A 16,771-nucleotide genomic window follows, 5' to 3' on the forward strand; every position below is an offset into this window, starting at 1 on the left:
GGAAACCAACGTGAGTTATCGTAAACTAGGACGCACATCTAGCCAACGTAAAGCGATGTTGCGTGATTTAACAACTGATTTATTAATCAACGAACGTATTGTGACTACTGAAGCTCGTGCGAAAGAAGTTCGCTCAACTGCAGAAAAAATGATCACTTTAGGTAAACGCGGAGATTTGCATGCACGTCGTCAAGCTGCGGCTTTCGTACGTAATGAAGTTGCCAGCGTGCGTGAAGAAAATGAGGACATCGTCATTGAATCAGCTTTACAAAAACTGTTCAACGATATTGCACCTCGTTACGCAGAACGTCAAGGCGGATACACACGCATTTTGAAGACAGAACCAAGACGCGGTGATGGTGCACCAATGGTTGTCTTAGAACTTGTCTAAAATCACACTAATAACATCACTTTATAGATGATTCTTTTAGAGTGTTATGATGTTGGAAGATATTTTTCCGAGTCTAGCTCAGCGCTGCTCCTCAAGCGAATATCGCTTGGGGAGTAAGCACTCATCATAAAGTGTTTTTTTATACCTTCAATTACCTGTCATGACAGATATGTTTGAAGGCATAAAAAAACATTTTAAGCGAGAAATAATTGAAAATTTTGTCTTTTTTTGATAGTGTTAGTAGGAACTTTAGGATGAAGAAGGAGTAATCATGGAGCCAATTATTGAATTAGAAAAGATAAATTATAAATACCAGCCAGATGATCTTCGCCCCGCATTGAAAGATGTCTCCTTTACAATTGATAAAGGTGAGTGGATCGCTATTATTGGACACAATGGTTCAGGAAAATCGACACTTGCCAAAACGATCAATGGATTGCTTCTGCCAGAATCAGGGATCGTGAAAGTGGGAAATCAAATATTGGATGAAGAAAATATTTGGACGATCCGACAGATGGTTGGAATGGTTTTTCAAAATCCAGACAATCAGTTTGTTGGTTCGACAGTAGAAGATGACGTTGCTTTTGGTCTTGAAAATCAAGGGATTCCCAGAGAAGAAATGCTAGTGCGTGTGAAAGATGCACTTGAGAAAGTTAGAATGGCTGAGTTTGCTTCACGCGAGCCTGCTCGTTTATCAGGAGGGCAAAAACAACGTGTTGCCATTGCCGGCGTGGTTGCCTTACGACCTGATATCATTATTTTAGATGAAGCAACCAGTATGCTAGATCCAGAAGGTCGTGAAGAAGTGATCTCTACGATCAAGAAGATCAAAGAAGAAAGTCAATTGACCGTTATATCTATCACTCATGATATTGATGAAGCAGCTAATGCCAATCGGATACTAGTGATGAGACAAGGCGAACTTGTCCGTGAAGGTACACCAAAAGAAATTTTTTCTGCTGGTCCTGAACTGATCGACTTAGGTCTAGATCTACCATTTCCTGAAAAACTGAAGAGCGCACTGAAAGAACGTGGGGTTGATGTGCCCAGTGAATATATGACAGAAGAAAGGATGGTGGATTGGTTATGGACATCCGTTTTGAACAAGTAGACTTCACTTATCAGCCGAATACACCATTTGAACAAAGAGCCTTATTTGACATCAATATGACGATCAAAGAAAACAGTTATACTGCATTAGTAGGGCATACCGGAAGCGGGAAATCAACCTTACTTCAGCATTTGAATGCGCTTGTTAAGCCAACAAGCGGTACAGTCCATATTGGAGAACGAGATATTCAGCCGGATACGGATAATAAGAATTTAAAGCCCATCCGAAAAAAAGTTGGCATCGTCTTTCAGTTTCCAGAAGCACAGCTATTCGAAGAAACGGTAGCAAAAGACATTGCTTTCGGTCCTAAAAACTTTGGTGTCAGCGAAGAAGAAGCACTAGTCCTAGCAAAAGAAACATTAGAACAAGTTGGGCTGGATGAAAGCTATTTGGAACGTTCGCCATTTGAACTTTCAGGAGGGCAAATGCGTAGAGTAGCAATCGCTGGTGTGCTTGCCATGAGGCCGGAAGTACTTGTATTGGATGAACCAACGGCAGGACTTGATCCCCAGGGCAGAAAAGAAATGATGGAGATGTTTTGGCGTCTTCATAAGGAACAGCAGATCACTATTGTATTAGTTACGCATTTAATGGATGATGTAGCCAATTTTGCAGATTATGTCTATGTGTTGGAAAAGGGACGAATCGTTAATAGCGGGGAGCCGCAAGAGGTCTTTCAAAACATTGAATGGCTAAAAGAAAAACAACTAGGCGTACCTACTGCCACCGAGTTTGCAGAAGAATTAATGGCTAAAGGGATGAACTTTGCTACCTTGCCTTTGACAGCTGAAGAATTAGCAGACGCTATCGTCCATTATGCTGGAGGAAATGCCCATGATGAATAAATTGATATTTGGTCGTTATATGCCTGGAGATTCCTTGATCCATCGATTGGATCCCCGAGCTAAATTATTAGCCAGTTTTTATTTTATCGGAATCATTTTTTTAGCAAATAATTGGGAAACGTACCTTTTGTTGGCATTTTTCACATTACTTTCTGTCTTCTTGTCAAAAGTAGATTTGAAATTTTTTATCCGAGGCATTCGCCCATTGATCTGGCTAATCCTCTTCACTGTAGCTTTGCAGGTCTTGTTTACAAGTGGCGGAGAAACTTATTGGAGTTGGGGTGTTTTCCATATCACTGAATTTGGTGTGATGAACGGCCTCTTTATTTTCTGTCGATTCGTGTTGATCATTTTTATGTCGACTCTACTCACGCTTACTACACCGCCTTTGGAATTATCGGATGCGATTGAGTACTTGCTTCGTCCATTGAAAGCCGTACGGTTCCCAGTCCACGAAATTTCATTGATGCTGTCGATTGCTCTTCGTTTTGTGCCTACATTGATGGACGAAACAGAAAAGATCATGAACGCTCAGCGCGCTCGCGGTGTTGATTTTGGTGAAGGAAACCTAGTTCAGAAAATGAAAGCAGTCATTCCTTTGCTGATTCCTTTATTTGTCAGCAGCTTCAACCGTGCGGAAGATCTTGCGACTGCTATGGAAGCAAGAGGCTACAAAGGTGGGGAAGGAAGAACGAAATATCGTGTATTGCATTGGCATAATAGAGACACGATGGTTATCATTGCTTTTGTATTATTAACTGTGCTACTGATCTTTTTAAGAGGATAAACGTTCAGTGGGCCGCTATCTATTCTTTTCTTGCTGATCTGTTTGCAAGAAAGGATGCAAGCAGTGTATGACAAGAAATATTAGGGTCTGTGGCAGACTAAGGTCACAGGCCTCTTTCTTTTATCTGAAAAGAAAGAACGAAAAAATTTTATAGAAAAATCATTATTCCAGATAACCTTTTAGGAACAAAGGAGAGAAAAACATGGTACGTTACAAAGCAATCATTGCGTACGACGGAACAAATTTTAATGGATTCCAAAAACAGCCAAATGGGCGTACTGTTCAAGAAGAAGTAGAAAAAACATTACAAAAAATGGCAAATGGAAAAGAAATCACGGTCTTTGGTTCGGGAAGGACAGATGCCGGAGTACATGCGATCGGGCAAGTAATCCATTTTGATTATCCAGAGGAGCGTCCGTTAGAACGAATGCGTTTCGCGCTAGATACCCAGTCACCAGAGGATATTGCTGTAAGACAAGTAGAAATTGTTTCAGAAGACTTCCACGCAAGATATTTGGTCAAAGAAAAGACGTATCAATTTCGAGTGGATATAGGGAAACCACGCAGTCCTTTTCGACGCCATTATGCAAGTTATTTTCCTTACCCACTTGATTTGGAAAAAATTCAGCGGGCGCTTCCTGATTTATTAGGGACTCACGATTTCACCTCTTTTTGTGCATCAGGAAGCTCGATAGAGGATAAAATACGTACGATCTACGAGGCTAAGATGGAGGTAAATGAAACAAAAGACGAATTGTTGTTTACATTTAGGGGAAATGGCTTCTTGTATAAGATGATACGGATCTTAGTAGGAACGCTTTTGAAAATTGGCAATGGCCGATTGCCTGAAGATAGTATCCCAGATATTATTGCGAAAAAAGATCGTAATGCAGCAGGACCTACAGCACACCCTGAAGGACTTTATTTGTATGAAGTGAAATATGAATAAGAGGTTATGATAGAAGTGGTCAGCTTCAAGAAATAAGAAGGTATTTACGAAAATTACTTCTCAAAATTTTGCAAAATTTCGGCTTATTTTCGAAGAAGCTACTTCTGGAACACCGTTTAAGGAAGAGGTCGTGAAATCAGCGTTTTGACCTGAGTATTAGAGAAACAAACGGGAAAATAGCTCCTCATATTTTGCCGTTTGTTGAGCTAATACCGAAGGTCAGCTGATTGAACACCGTTTAAGAAAGAGGTCGTGAGCCTGTCATTTAACTCTGAGTCACAAAGAGCAATTTCAAAAAACAGCTTCTCATCTTTGATGAATATCGTGACTTGTGGACGAGGCGTTGATAAGTGAATCATCTTTTTGTTACCTATTTTTTCTGTAACCAAAAAACGATGGAACGTTGTTTTGATTGCCCTTGGTGCGGACAGTCTGAACAGGTTCCATCGTTTCTTTATTTTCTACGTCTTCTTCTGTGTGTGTTTCGTGGTTGTTCTTCTATTGCTGGATCAATCGTGCCATAAAAGGGGCGATTGCGGTCAAGGTACCAGACATAAAGAATAAACAATGCAATACATAGGACAAAAAGGATTGCACCTATCGTAAATCCTTCAGGCAAGTAACTGAAAGTGACAGTATGTTTACCTGCTGGAACTTTTATCATCAAGAATGCGTCTTTGAAATTGCTGACCTTGACTGGTTTCCCATCAATTTTAGCTTTCCATCCTTTGTCATAAGGAATAGTTGTCACCAACATGGAATCTTCAGCGGTATTTACAGTCCCAGAAGCTTTTCTGCCAGTGGCTTCCATTTCGACACCTTTTTCTTTGATCTGATTCATTGCGGCTTGATAGGCTACAACATCTAGACCAACGACTTTAGGCTCCATGAAACTTATTTCTTTCGTCCCATAAAAACTTGCAGTAAATGTCACTGTTGTCTCTTGAGGATAATAGCCAAGATCATAGTATTGACCAGAAATGTTGATTTGCGTTTTTCGCGATGTACCATTGACAGTGATCGTCGCACTAGAACTTTCTAATTGCGCAAAATTGGTTGGGAACAAACTTAAGTAAGCTTGTGTATTTGCAGGCACATGGACTTCCCAAGTGAGCTCTTTTGGCTGGTTATCTGCTGTTTCTGAGTAAGTGACGCCAGTCGTTGTCTTTGTGATCGTCGTATTCAACTGATTCTTCAAAGTAGGTGTATAGAATGTAAAATACTGTTCATTTAGACCAGACAATGTATTGATCAAGTTTGTCTGACTGGTCAAATTATCTGTCACTGGCTGCTCAACATCATTAACGGACAACGGTGCAGTAAATGCTAGTGGCAATGCATTGACATTCTGATACAGTGTATAGTCGCCGCTTTGACCAGCTTGGCGGAAGCCATATTTACTGAACGTGCTTTCGTTTTTAGAAATGTTATATTTGATTCCTGTAAACCCATCCATCAGCAAAGTATTATTGTTATAACGGATATTCAAATTTGTCCCTCTTGAACGGAAACCTAATTTATCCAGGTAAGAGGAAGAATTACGATTTCTTATAGAAGAAAACAAACTGATACCACTGTAACCATAGTTGATCGAATCGTTTGCAGATACTGGATCCAGATTTTCCAAGCGGTAAAACGAGTCGGAATCTTTTTTTGTTTCATTTACAAGAGCTTTCAAGTCAGGATAAGGATCAGTATATAAACTGCGGGAAGCATAATTCCAATCATCAAGAATGCCATGGATCATACTGTTCGTATTGACCAGTGCTTCAGCAGACATGATCAATAATAACAATATACTCAGATGATTGAATGAAAGTTTTTTATGCTGATAAAATCCCACAGCAAAAGCATAAATCCCTAAGAAAACCACTGTCAATACAAAGGAAGTCATCGTCACATAGGTGTAGCTTCCTTCAGGTTTGATGCCCCATGCCACCGCAAAGAGAGCAGCTACGACCAAAATGATTCCTAACAACAGCCCACGATCGTCTTGTTCTATCTTTTCCCATCCTTTTCCTGCAAGCAGGAGCACTAAGAAAGAGAACAGATAGGCATAACGGAATAAAAACATATTCGGTGCATGCATACCATGCCAGAACAAATTCAATGGAACAAGATAAAAACTTGCGATAAGTATGGCGAAAAGACTGCCGTACAAAAATTTATTTTTCAACGGTACTTTCCGACTGGCAAAATAAAACAGACAGAGGACTAATGGTAGCAGACCTGCGTAAACGAACGGAATCGATCCGTATTTTGTCGTGTCATAAACACCAATCATATTTTTCATGATTAGATCCAGATAAGAAGTCGCTTCTGTTTTCAACGTAGTGATCTGACTCAGTGCCTCGCCATTTGACCGAAGATCCAGCACTGCTGGCAATACAATGATCATTGAAGCGCCGCCTGCCAGTAAAGAAGTGATACCATAAGGAACAATCGTTTTTTTATATTCTGACCAGTTTGTCAATAGACGGGCGATAAAATATAAGAAAGAAAATACGCCAATCATAAAACCCATATAAAAACTGGATAAAAACAAGAGTAAATAACTGATAAATAAAAGTTTCGGCCGTTTAAGATCCATAACACGATGAATCCCCAAAATCACTAATGGAAGATAAAAAAATGCATCCAGCCACATGATGATCTCCGAATGTGCAGTGATAAATGAGATCAATGCGTAACTGACGCTAAGTGCAACATGCCCCCAGCGAGGAATCTTGAACGTACGTGCAAGAAACCAAAAAGCCAATCCGGCACAGCCGACCTTAAGCAAAGTCAGAACATACAGTGCATCTGGCATCATCTGGTTTGGAAAAAAGAACACCAGTGGCGTGAAGATCCCGCCTAGATAGTAAGAAATTAAAGATAAATAATTCAATCCTAGAGAAGCATTCCATGTATAAAAAATACTTTGCTTTCCAAGAAGAACATTTCGGAAGCTGGCATGAAAATTAGAAAACTGTGAAAAGGCATCACTTGCCAAAATACTTCTGCTGCTTCCAGGATAGATTCCGATACTTAGATAAACAAGTGCTAAAATCAAAAACGGAATCAGGAAACTAGCTGCTGCGTAGCGTCCGTTTTCTCTAAAGAATGACTTTAAATTTTTTTTCATATTTATTTTCCACCAAATTTCTATGAAGTTGTATTCAGTTTATCATATCCTTGTTTTTCTCTGCTTAAAAAGAGTCTAGTTTTCACAAAAAAATAAAATTTAGAATAAATAACTTCATAATTTGTTCGTATAACAAAAATAAACGCAAAAAAAGGGTAGGAATCAAAAGTCCCACCCTTAAAAATTTTTATTAAATAAAAAACCGTTCACTATCTGAACGGTCCAAGTATCATTCAATTAAACGCGTTCAACTTTTCCTGATTTCAAAGCACGAGTTGACACCCAAACTTTTTTAGGTTTTCCGTCGACCATAACGCGAACTTTTTGTAAGTTAGGTTTAACAGTACGTTTTGTTGAGTTCATAGCGTGTGAACGGTTGTTTCCACTTTTTGTCTTGCGACCTGTAAAGTAACAAACTTTTGCCATGGTAATTTCCTCCTTTGCCTTGATTTGGAGCAATAGAATAATTCAGCTCATACCAGACTAACATATCATATAGAATGGGAATTTGCAAGTACATTTTCATAGATACAATTGACAATTGAGAAGAATAATTGTAAATTAAACAAGGTTATACCTGAAATTTTGCAAGGTTTTTGAGTACTTTGGGTAACTGCCTTTTATTTCAAGTTGCGCTATGATAAAATATGATAGAAGAAAAATGGGAGTTTTTTACCCGTTAAGGAGGCTCATTCATGGCTGTAAAAATTCAAACGTCAGCTGGAACCATTGAAATTACCAATGATGTAATTGCAACAGTTGTTGGTGGCGCCGCGACAGATGTGTTCGGTGTTGTAGGAATGGCCAGCAAAAATCAAATTAAAGATAATATTACTGAGATTTTGCGTAAAGAAAATTACTCAAGAGGAGTAGTTGTCCGCCAAGAAGATAATGGTATTGCTGTAGATGTTTATACGATTATCAGCTATGGTACGAAAATCTCTGAAGTTTCCCGCAACGTCCAAGAAAAAGTGAAATACAATCTAGAGGCATTATTAGGCGTAACTGCCAATTCAGTTAATGTCTTTGTACAAGGTGTTCGTGTACTGCCAGACTAGGCAGGAGACTGGCTGGTAACTCAGCAGTCGATCTGAAGGAGGATTATCTAGGTGAGTGTAACAGAAATAAGTGCAAGCCAGTTCCAGGAAATGGTCCAGGCAGGTGCGAATCGTCTGCAAGTAAATGCAGAATACGTCAATTCATTAAATGTATTCCCTGTGCCAGATGGCGATACGGGAACAAATATGAATCTATCTATGACTAGTGGAGCTAAGGCAGTAGTAGATTCAACCTCAGAAAAAGTAGGAGAATTAGCAGCAATGCTTTCAAAAGGATTGCTGATGGGTGCGCGCGGAAATTCCGGCGTTATTTTGTCTCAATTGTTTCGTGGATTTTCTAAGCAAATTCCAGATGTTGTCTCATTAAATGCTTCTGATCTTGCTGCAGCCTTCACTCATGGAGTTGAAACTGCGTATAAAGCAGTAATGAAACCAGTAGAAGGAACGATTTTGACAGTAGCTAGAGAAGCAGCGAAAGCTGGAGAAAAGAAAGCAAAAAGTACTGATGATGTCGTTGAAGTAATGACAGCTGTTGTAAAAGGAGCAAAGCGTGCTTTAGCTAAAACTCCAGACTTGCTTCCAGTCCTAAAAGAAGTCGGTGTCGTAGACAGTGGAGGGCAAGGACTGCTGTTTGTTTATGAGGGCTTTTTAAGTGCATTGAATGGAGAATTCCAAGCGGATGAAACATATGAACCTTCTCCAGCAGAAATGGATGATATGGTCAATGCAGAACATCATCGCAGTGTCCAAGGTCAAATGGCGACAGAAGATATCCATTTTGGTTACTGTACAGAAATCATGGTAAAAATCGGAGAAGGACCTACAGTCGATAGTACATTCGATTACGAAGAATTCCGTAACTATTTAGATGGTATAGGAGATTCTTTACTTGTGGTCAATGATGACGAGATCATCAAAGTCCACGTGCATACAGAAAACCCAGGAGAAGTCTTGAATTATGGACAAAAATTCGGTTCATTAGTCAAAATCAAAGTCGACAACATGCGCTTGCAGCATGAGACGATTTTGGAACACGATGAAGAAGTGAACGAGTTTGCGAAAAAAGAAATACCACGTATCCCGTATGGTATCGTAGCGATCGCTGCTGGTAAAGGCGTCCAAGAGCTGTTTGAAAGTTTAGGCGCTAATTATGTTATCAGTGGTGGACAAACAATGAATCCAAGTACGGAAGACATTGTTAAAGCGATTCAAGAAGTAAACGCAGATAAAGTGATTGTCTTGCCAAACAATAAGAACATCTTCATGGCAGCTGATCAAGCAGCAGAAGTAGCAGATATCCCAGTAGCAGTTGTTCCTTCAAGAACGATTTCCCAAGGATTGACAGCTATGCTTTCATTCAATGATCAAGCTTCTTTAGAAGAAAACAAAGAAACGATGACAGAAATGTTGTCTAGCGTTGTGAGCGGTCAAGTCACTCACGCGATCAGAGATACCTCAATTGACGGTGTAGAGATCAAAGAAGGAGACTTTTTGGGCATGATCGATGGAAAAATCCTGATCTCTAACCCAGATATCACAGCAACAGCGTTAAGTACACTAGAACAAATGATCAATGAGGACACAGAGATCGTAACGATCTTGGCAGGTGATGAAGGAACAGTTGAACAAGCAAATGAATTTGCTGAGAAACTAACAGAAAAACATCCTGATTTGGAAATCGAGATCCACCAAGGAGATCAGCCTGTCTATCCTTATCTATTTTCTGCTGAATAATTTCTGTGTCAGAATATCTTTCTAACACAGTATTCATTCATAAAAGGCCTTCGGTTAGTGATCAGGTATGATCGCTGACCAAGTCCTTTTTTTGTTAAAGGAGGGAGGAAAAATTTATGCGTTCTTTAGATGATCCAATCACTATGCTGGCAGGAGTCGGAGAAAAAAGAGCAGCTAGTCTTGCCAGCTTGGGCATCCAAACGATTGAAGACTTACTGACTTATTATCCTTTTCGCTACGAAGATATTCAGGAAAGAAATCTAAACGAGATCCAGGATCAAGAAAAGGTTACTTTGAAAGGAATCGTAGTCTCGCCTCCTGTGATGAATCGATTTGGTTATAAAAAAAGCCGATTGCAATTTCGTATGATGCAAGAACATGATGTGTTCAACGTTTCTTTTTTTAATCAACCTTATCTAAAAGAAAAAGTCATTTTATCGGAGGAAATCGCCGTATACGGTAAATGGGATGCAAAGCGTAAAGCCTTGAACGGGATGAAGATTTTAGGTTCTCAAACAATGGATGACTTTTCGCCGATATATCACGTCAACAAATCAATTCGTCAAACGACATTAGTTGATCTAATCAAAAAAGGGTTTCAAGAATACGGCACATTGATTGAAGAAAATCTGCCAAACAACCTTGTGGAGAAATATCGACTGCTTGACCGAGCTTCTGCTGTAAGAAGTATGCATTTTCCAAAAGACCACGAAGAAAACCATCAAGCCAAACGACGTGTCGTTTTTGAAGAGTTCTTTTTATTTCAAATGCGTCTTCAAGGATTGAAAAAAGCAGAAAAAGCAGAAACGAATGGTTTGGAGATCCTTTATGATGTCCAAAAATTGAAACAATTTACTCAAAAGCTACCTTTTGAACTGACAAATGCACAAAAACGTGTAACGAATGAAATCTGTCGGGATCTTCGCAGTCCGCAGCATATGCAGCGACTTTTGCAGGGAGATGTAGGTAGCGGAAAAACAGTGGTTGCCGCGATTGCGTTATACGCTACCGTTACAGCAGGTTTCCAAGGTGCGTTGATGGTGCCTACAGAAATCTTGGCACAACAACATATGGAAAGCTTGCAACAGCTGTTTGATCCCAATGAAGTAACCATCGCATTGATTACGGGGTCAACGAAAGCAAAAGAACGACGTGAGCTCCTTGAAAAACTAGAGCAAGGGGAAATTAACGTCGTGATCGGCACACATGCATTGATCCAAGATGGAGTCGAATTTCAGAATTTAGGTCTAGTTATTACGGATGAGCAGCACCGTTTTGGCGTGAACCAGCGGAAAGTACTTCGTGAAAAAGGCTGGCGACCAGATGTCTTATTTATGACAGCGACTCCGATTCCTAGAACATTAGCTATTACAGCATATGGTGAGATGGATGTATCTATCATTGATGAACTTCCAGCTGGACGTATCCCGATCGAAACACGCTGGGTAAGAACACCTCAATTGGACAGTGTACTGGATTGGACGAAAAAAGAACTGGCAAGAGGACATCAAATGTATGTCATCTGTCCGCTGATTGAAGAATCAGAAGCATTAGATGTAAAAAATGCAGTGGAAATCTATGAAAAACTTCGTGAACTATTTGCACCAAAATATGAAGTTGGCTTGTTACATGGTAAAATGAAGAATCAGGAAAAAGAAGTAATCATGGAAGCCTTCAAAGACAACCAGATGCAGATATTAGTTTCGACTACTGTAATTGAAGTAGGGGTAAACGTGCCGAACGCGACCGTCATGCTGATCATGGATGCGGATCGATTTGGATTGGCACAGCTGCACCAACTTCGTGGACGTGTTGGACGCGGAAGTGATGCTTCCTACTGTATCTTAGTTGCTAATCCTAAAAATGAACTAGGTGTGGAACGGATGAAAATCATGACAGAGACCACCAATGGTTTTGTACTAAGCGAAAAAGATCTGGAATTACGTGGTCCTGGTGAAGTATTTGGCTTCCGTCAATCTGGTCTGCCTCAATTTGCGATTGCTGACTTGGTGACGGATGGAAATGTTTTGGAGGTAGCCAGAGAAGAGGCTGCAGCCCTTTGGCAAATAAAGGATTGGCAGATGCTTCCTGAGTATCAGCCTTTAGCGCAAAGCCTCCAAATAGAAAATCAGGATAATCGTTATTTCGATTAGCAGACTGTGCTATACTTTATACTGATGACGGAAAAAGGAGTGGAAACAATGAAAATTGCCGTAGATGCAATGGGCGGAGATCACGCACCTCAAGCAATTGTAGAAGGCGTGGCTTTAGCGCAGCAAGATTTTCCAGAAGTAGAATTCTTACTTTACGGAAAAGAAGCAGAAATCAAGAAATACTTAACAAATGAAAAAAACATCACGATTATCCATACAGACGAAAAAATCAATAGTGATGATGAGCCAGTAAAAGCAATTCGACGAAAAAAGACTGCATCAATGGTCCTTGCTGCACAAGCAGTGAAAAACGGTGAAGCAGATGCTGTATTTTCAGCAGGGAATACAGGCGCGCTACTAGCAGCAGGGTTGTTCATCGTAGGACGTATCAAAAATATCGAACGCCCTGGCTTGATGTCTACCTTGCCAGTAGTAGGGAAAGAAGGTGCCGGTTTCGATATGCTGGATCTTGGCGCTAACGCAGAAAACAAACCAGAACATTTGTTGCAATACGGTATTTTAGGTTCTTTTTATGCACGTAAAGTCCGAGGTATCGGACGTCCTCGTGTCGCACTCTTAAACAACGGAACAGAAGCAACAAAAGGTAGTGAAGTGACGAAAAAAGCCTATGAACTCCTTCAGAATGAAACAAGCTTGAATTTTATTGGAAACGTAGAAGCTCGTGAGCTACTCAATGGTGTGGCTGATGTAGTGGTCACAGATGGATTTACAGGCAACGCTGTTTTGAAATCTATTGAAGGAACAGCAATGAATATGATGAATCTATTAAAATCTGCTATTCTAAATGAAGGGATCAAAGGAAAAATGGGCGCTATGCTTTTAAAAGACGGCTTACGTTCTTTGAAAGCAGAAATGGATTATTCCAAACATGGCGGTGCCGTTTTGTTTGGCTTGAAAGCACCAGTCATTAAAACTCATGGAGCAACAGGCCCCGATGCTGTTCGCTATACGATCCGCCAAATCCACACAATGCTTGAGACAGATGTAGTTGGACAATTAGTCGAACAATTTGAAAAAAGCGAAGAATAGTATTTGGATATCTGAAGCGATCCGTTCCATTGAAAAAAAGGTGGACATTCCTGAAAAATGCCAGTAAAATTAGCCATGGTGTAGGTAATTGACAAGTGTATGATTCTTGGAGGTGAAAAAGTTGACTCGCGAAGAAGTATTTAACAAAGTAGCGAAAATTATTTCAAATCATTTTGAGATAGATACCGATAAAGTGACGGATGAATTGAACATCAAAGATGATTTAAAAGCTGATTCAATTAGTATTATGGAATTCGTTTTAGAGCTTGAAGATGAATTCGGTACGGAAATTTCAGATGAAGACGCTGAACAAATTGAAACAGTCGGTGGCGCAGTAGATTATATCAGCAGCCATCTTAAATAATTTCAAATAAAAGCAAAGAAGGATAAAAAGCTGCATGCAGCTTTTTATCCTTCTTTTTTTAATCTTTTTGACACGTAAAAGTCATTTTTCTGATAATTCTGGCGATAAACAGAAATTATGTTGCAAAGTAAAGCGGTTTTCTATATAATTATTAATAATTCATTACACAAAGATAAGAATAACCTTTGTTATAAAACGATTTATTCTGTGTAATGTCCTTTTTTATTAAGAAAAACTTCCATTTAGGAAGCAGAGAGGGGTATTCGATTGTCCGATAACCAATTATTAGAAGTTCAGAACCTACATACAGGATTCCGACTCAAAGATGACTATTACGATGCAGTAGATGACGTTTCATTTACTTTAGACAAAAACGAGATTTTAGCAATCGTTGGGGAATCTGGGTGCGGGAAAAGTACCTTGGCTACTACGATTATGGGATTACTTGATCCTAATAACACAAAAATTACAGGTGAGATTTTATATAACGATCTGAATTTAATCGACCTGAACGAAACGCTCTATAATAAAATCCGCGGAAATGATATCGGAATGATTTTCCAAGATCCGTTGTCTGCATTAAATCCTCTCATGAGAATCGAAGACCAGATCAAAGAAGGACTTTCCTATCACACAAAGATGAATGCAGAACAGCGTCAAGCTCGTGCACTAGAATTGCTAGAACAAGTAGGGATTCCTAATCCTGCGAGAGTTGGACGCCAATATCCCCATGAACTATCAGGCGGTATGAGACAACGTGTCATCATCGCAATCGCAATCGCCTGCAAACCTCCAATCGTCATTGCAGATGAACCGACGACAGCCCTAGATGTAACCATCCAAGCACAGATTCTTGATTTACTGAAAGACCTTCAGGAAGAAACAAAAACAGGGATCATCTTGATCACTCATGACTTAGGAGTCGTAGCAGAAATGGCTGATCGAGTGGCAGTGATGTATGGCGGACAGTTCGTTGAAGTAGCAGGTGTAAAAGAACTGTTTGATCATCCTAAGCATCCTTATACACGCTCTTTACTGAACTCTATACCACAAGAAGGAAATCATGATGCAGAACTCCATGTGATCGAAGGTGTCGTTCCTTCTCTGAAAAACATGCCTCGTAAAGGTTGTCGGTTTGCACCACGTATTCCATGGATACCAGCAAGCGATCATGAAGAAGAGCCTATCCTTCATGAAGTCGCACCGAACCACTTGGTACGTTGCTCCTGCTATAAGCATTTCCACTTTAGAGACGAAAAAGGAGAGGTGTAGATGACAGAATTAATCACAATCAAAGACCTGAAAGTTCATTACCCTATTCGCAGTGGATTCTTCAATCGAGTAACGGATCATGTATATGCTGTAGATGGTGTGGATTTTATTATCGAAAAAGGAAAGACATATGGTTTAGTGGGAGAGTCTGGCTCTGGAAAATCTACTACGGGAAAAGCCGTTGTGGGATTAGAAAAGGTAACAGCCGGACAAATCATGTATGAAGGAAAAGATGTAACGAAGCGAAGCAACCGCAAAAAAATGGGTTATAACAAGGATGTGCAGATGATCTTCCAAGATTCAATGTCCAGTTTGAATCCTAAAAAGCGAGTGTTGGATATCATTGCTGAACCCATCCGAAATTTTGAACGGTTAAGCGATCAAGAAGAAAAGAAAAAGGTAAAAGGACTGCTAGATATCGTTGGGATGCCGGAAGATGCGCTATATAAATATCCTCATGAATTTTCAGGCGGACAACGTCAACGTCTAGGAGTAGCCCGTGCTGTTGCTACCAATCCAAAACTGATCGTAGCCGATGAACCTGTATCTGCTCTGGATCTATCTGTTCAAGCGCAAGTATTGAATTTCATGAAACGAATCCAGCAAGAATACGGCCTCAGCTATTTATTCATTTCACATGATTTAGGTGTAGTAAAACACATGTGCGACAATATCGCAATTATGTACAAAGGTCGATTTGTAGAAATCGGTACAAGAGAAGACATTTATAATGACCCGCGACATATCTATACGAAACGTCTGCTTTCAGCTATTCCGCAAATCGATGTAGAAAATAGGGAAAGCCACAAAGAAAATCGACGAAGAGTAGAACAAGAGTATATCCAAAACCAAAAAGAATACTATGATGCGACTGGTCGAGTCTACGATTTGCGTACGATCACAACTACACACAAAGTGGCGTTGAAAGATGGAGGTGCAAGCTAATGTGGAAAACGATTCTGCGACGTGTTTTATTGATGATCCCGCAAGTTATTATTTTAAGTGTTCTGATCTTCTTATTAGCCCAAGCGATGCCGGGGGATCCATTTACCGGTTTGATCAATCCAAATCAGGATCCGGCAGTGATCGAACAGATGCGACAAGCAGCTGGCTTGAATGACCCATGGTATGTCCAGTACTTCCGTTGGATCGGAAATGCTTTGCAAGGCGATTTTGGTCAAAGTTTCTTATACAAACGCTCTGTTGCTGACTTGATCGGCGAACGGATCATCAACACTTTATATCTATCGATCTTGACAGTTGTCCTTACTTATTTGATTGCTGTGCCTCTGGGGATGCTTGCTGGCCGGTATCAAAATTCAATCTTGGATAAGATTGTCGTAATCTACAACTTCTTTAGTTTTGCTGTTCCTTTATTTATCTTCGGCTTGATCATGCTATTTGTTTTTGGTTATCGTTTAGGCTGGTTCCCAACAAGTGGATCACAAACACTAGGTTTGCAAGGTGGATTTATCACTCAATGGATAGACCGTTTGAAATATATTCTGTTACCATCAATTACCCAAGCATTTTTGGCGACTGCCGTCACAATCCAATATCTGCGAAGTGAAGTAATCGATTCGAAATCGCTCGATTTTGTCAGAACAGCCCGTTCCAAAGGGGTACCGACGAATAAAGTATTCAGTCGACATATTTTCCGAAATGCAGCGTTGCCGATGGCTTCTCAAATGGGGTATGAAATCACTTCGTTGATTGCTGGTTCTGTAGTTATCGAAAAGATTTTTGGTTATCCGGGAGTCGGAAAACTATTTATTGATTCCATCGGCCAACGGGACTATACCGTGATCACATCCTTAGTATTGATTTTAGGAATCGCGACGCTAGTGGGGACATTACTTTCAGATATCATCATGAGTATCGTTGACCCGCGTATTCGGATTCAATAAAACCAATCAGAAAGGAGAATGGATCG

At 40.0% G+C, this 16,771-nt stretch carries 15 protein-coding genes; 13 read left to right on the forward strand and 2 right to left on the reverse strand.

Features of this window, described 5'->3' with window-relative positions:
* The first annotated feature begins 10 nt into the window (after positions 1-10).
* From rplQ to truA, 5 genes are all read left to right on the forward strand, one after another.
* Positions 11-391, forward strand: a complete 381-nt coding sequence (gene rplQ / locus ACIFUW_RS00420) for a 50S ribosomal protein L17 (RefSeq protein ID WP_002288716.1) — start codon at positions 11-13, stop codon at positions 389-391.
* A gap of 271 nt (positions 392-662) precedes the next feature.
* A complete protein-coding gene (locus ACIFUW_RS00425) occupies positions 663-1,502 on the forward strand; it encodes an energy-coupling factor ABC transporter ATP-binding protein (protein WP_002288720.1) in 840 nt (279 codons plus the stop codon).
* Entirely contained in the window at positions 1,478-2,347 is an 870-nt protein-coding gene (locus ACIFUW_RS00430; protein WP_002288722.1) for an energy-coupling factor ABC transporter ATP-binding protein, read from the forward strand. Before ACIFUW_RS00425 ends, ACIFUW_RS00430 begins: the two co-directional genes overlap by 25 nt.
* The gene (locus tag ACIFUW_RS00435; protein ID WP_002288724.1) at positions 2,337-3,134 is read left to right on the forward strand and encodes an energy-coupling factor transporter transmembrane component T family protein; all 798 of its coding nucleotides are present in this window, start codon (positions 2,337-2,339) and stop codon (positions 3,132-3,134) included. The genes ACIFUW_RS00430 and ACIFUW_RS00435 overlap by 11 nt, the downstream gene beginning before the upstream one ends.
* Before the next feature lie 202 nt (positions 3,135-3,336).
* Positions 3,337-4,083 carry a tRNA pseudouridine(38-40) synthase TruA gene (gene truA, locus ACIFUW_RS00440; protein ID WP_002288727.1) on the forward strand — a complete coding sequence of 249 codons (747 nt, stop codon included), beginning with the start codon at positions 3,337-3,339 and terminating at the stop codon, positions 4,081-4,083.
* 454 nt (positions 4,084-4,537) lie between these two features.
* Here truA and ACIFUW_RS00445 read toward each other — a convergent pair whose 3' ends face one another.
* Both ACIFUW_RS00445 and rpmB read right to left on the reverse strand, forming a co-directional pair.
* On the reverse strand, positions 4,538-7,207 hold the full coding sequence (locus tag ACIFUW_RS00445) for a YfhO family protein (protein WP_002288728.1): 2,670 nt from the start codon (positions 7,205-7,207) through the stop codon (positions 4,538-4,540).
* A 237-nt stretch (positions 7,208-7,444) separates the two neighbouring features.
* Positions 7,445-7,633 carry a 50S ribosomal protein L28 gene (rpmB, locus tag ACIFUW_RS00450; protein WP_002290463.1) on the reverse strand — a complete coding sequence of 63 codons (189 nt, stop codon included), beginning with the start codon at positions 7,631-7,633 and terminating at the stop codon, positions 7,445-7,447.
* A gap of 269 nt (positions 7,634-7,902) precedes the next feature.
* On the opposite strand from rpmB, the gene ACIFUW_RS00455 reads away from it, so the two are divergent.
* The 8 genes from ACIFUW_RS00455 (at position 7,903) to opp4B (ending at position 16,745) form a co-directional block, all read left to right on the forward strand.
* Complete coding sequence (locus ACIFUW_RS00455) at positions 7,903-8,265, forward strand: Asp23/Gls24 family envelope stress response protein (protein ID WP_002294298.1); 363 nt, start codon at positions 7,903-7,905, stop codon at positions 8,263-8,265.
* Positions 8,266-8,316: 51 nt separating this feature from the next.
* Positions 8,317-9,999, forward strand: coding sequence for a DAK2 domain-containing protein (locus ACIFUW_RS00460; protein WP_002289723.1), 1,683 nt, complete (start codon positions 8,317-8,319; stop codon positions 9,997-9,999).
* 116 nt (positions 10,000-10,115) lie between these two features.
* A complete protein-coding gene (recG, locus tag ACIFUW_RS00465; protein WP_002289722.1) occupies positions 10,116-12,152 on the forward strand; it encodes an ATP-dependent DNA helicase RecG in 2,037 nt (678 codons plus the stop codon).
* A 48-nt stretch (positions 12,153-12,200) separates the two neighbouring features.
* Positions 12,201-13,202, forward strand: coding sequence for a phosphate acyltransferase PlsX (gene plsX, locus ACIFUW_RS00470; RefSeq protein WP_002289721.1), 1,002 nt, complete (start codon positions 12,201-12,203; stop codon positions 13,200-13,202).
* A 121-nt stretch (positions 13,203-13,323) separates the two neighbouring features.
* On the forward strand, positions 13,324-13,566 hold the full coding sequence (gene acpP, locus ACIFUW_RS00475; protein ID WP_002294295.1) for an acyl carrier protein: 243 nt from the start codon (positions 13,324-13,326) through the stop codon (positions 13,564-13,566).
* A 267-nt stretch (positions 13,567-13,833) separates the two neighbouring features.
* On the forward strand, positions 13,834-14,838 hold the full coding sequence (locus tag ACIFUW_RS00480; RefSeq protein WP_002287889.1) for an ABC transporter ATP-binding protein: 1,005 nt from the start codon (positions 13,834-13,836) through the stop codon (positions 14,836-14,838).
* Entirely contained in the window at positions 14,839-15,783 is a 945-nt protein-coding gene (locus tag ACIFUW_RS00485; RefSeq protein ID WP_002287891.1) for an ABC transporter ATP-binding protein, read from the forward strand.
* Positions 15,783-16,745 (forward strand): oligopeptide ABC transporter permease, encoded by a 963-nt coding sequence (opp4B, locus tag ACIFUW_RS00490; RefSeq protein ID WP_002287892.1) that lies wholly within the window; start codon positions 15,783-15,785, stop codon positions 16,743-16,745. Before ACIFUW_RS00485 ends, opp4B begins: the two co-directional genes overlap by 1 nt.
* Positions 16,746-16,771: the final 26 nt, after the last annotated feature.

Source organism: Enterococcus sp. PLH-Efm8 (genome assembly GCF_053011625.1).

Coding starts and splice junctions, on each gene's coding strand:
- ACIFUW_RS00485 (WP_002287891.1), top strand. CDS start 14,839: ATGACAGAATTAATCACAATCAAAGACCTGAAAGTTCATTACCCTATT.
- rpmB (WP_002290463.1), bottom strand. CDS start 7,633: ATGGCAAAAGTTTGTTACTTTACAGGTCGCAAGACAAAAAGTGGAAAC.
- ACIFUW_RS00425 (WP_002288720.1), top strand. CDS start 663: ATGGAGCCAATTATTGAATTAGAAAAGATAAATTATAAATACCAGCCA.
- ACIFUW_RS00430 (WP_002288722.1), top strand. CDS start 1,478: ATGGACATCCGTTTTGAACAAGTAGACTTCACTTATCAGCCGAATACA.
- plsX (WP_002289721.1), top strand. CDS start 12,201: ATGAAAATTGCCGTAGATGCAATGGGCGGAGATCACGCACCTCAAGCA.
- ACIFUW_RS00455 (WP_002294298.1), top strand. CDS start 7,903: ATGGCTGTAAAAATTCAAACGTCAGCTGGAACCATTGAAATTACCAAT.
- recG (WP_002289722.1), top strand. CDS start 10,116: ATGCGTTCTTTAGATGATCCAATCACTATGCTGGCAGGAGTCGGAGAA.
- opp4B (WP_002287892.1), top strand. CDS start 15,783: ATGTGGAAAACGATTCTGCGACGTGTTTTATTGATGATCCCGCAAGTT.
- ACIFUW_RS00435 (WP_002288724.1), top strand. CDS start 2,337: ATGATGAATAAATTGATATTTGGTCGTTATATGCCTGGAGATTCCTTG.
- ACIFUW_RS00445 (WP_002288728.1), bottom strand. CDS start 7,207: ATGAAAAAAAATTTAAAGTCATTCTTTAGAGAAAACGGACGCTACGCA.
- truA (WP_002288727.1), top strand. CDS start 3,337: ATGGTACGTTACAAAGCAATCATTGCGTACGACGGAACAAATTTTAAT.